The sequence below is a fragment of the Paenibacillus sp. GCM10027627 genome, from assembly GCF_042675505.1.
Taxonomy (GTDB): Bacteria; Bacillota; Bacilli; order Paenibacillales; family Paenibacillaceae; genus Pristimantibacillus.
On sequence record NZ_JBHTHB010000017.1, the window covers coordinates 1 to 687 of the forward strand.

The 687-nt window shown below is 48.0% G+C and carries 2 tRNA genes and 2 rRNA genes; all 4 read left to right on the forward strand.

Going from position 1 to position 687, the window contains the following annotated elements:
• A 16S ribosomal RNA gene (locus ACFQZE_RS24355) occupies positions 1–54 on the forward strand; the annotation flags it as partial.
• Between the two features lie 191 nt (positions 55–245).
• Positions 246–322: transfer RNA gene (locus ACFQZE_RS24360), tRNA-Ile, on the forward strand.
• Positions 323–352: 30 nt separating this feature from the next.
• Positions 353–428: transfer RNA gene (locus tag ACFQZE_RS24365), tRNA-Ala, on the forward strand.
• A gap of 164 nt (positions 429–592) precedes the next feature.
• Positions 593–687, forward strand: a 23S ribosomal RNA gene (locus tag ACFQZE_RS24370); the annotation flags it as partial.

Genomic DNA, 687 nt, shown 5'->3' on the forward strand with positions numbered 1-687 from the left:
GTGAAGTCGTAACAAGGTAGCCGTATCGGAAGGTGCGGCTGGATCACCTCCTTTCTAAGGAATACTCAGTCACGATGATGACTGAATAAGGAAGCATTGCTTCCATAGCAACACTCTCAGGCAGGAATTTGTTGCTCGCTCGTTGTCAGTTTTGAAAGATCAATGATCTTTCTCAAGCGGTGTATAGATGAAGCGTCTTTTCTGAAGAAATTCAAGAAGAATAGTCATCGAAAAACACTACCCAAGGGCCTTTAGCTCAGCTGGTTAGAGCGCACCCCTGATAAGGGTGAGGTCGGTGGTTCGAGTCCACTAAGGCCCACCATTATCGACTCTGAGAAGTCGGTACCCATTTGGGGCCATAGCTCAGCTGGGAGAGCGCCTGCCTTGCAAGCAGGAGGTCAGCGGTTCGATCCCGCTTGGCTCCACCAACCGTTTTCCAATAGGAACGACGGAACATTTGCACCTTGAAAACTGGATAACGAAAGTAACGAGAAGGAATTTATTTTGTCTTCTGACAAAATAAACAACTTCAGCTGAATCATCCTTTAGCAGAATTAAAAGCTGTTACCAACCTTGGTTGGTTAACATACTAGGTTAAGCTAGTAAGAGCGCACGGAGGATGCCTAGGCACCAGGAGCCGAAGAAGGACGTGGCGAACAACGATACCGCCTCGGGGAGCCGTAAGCA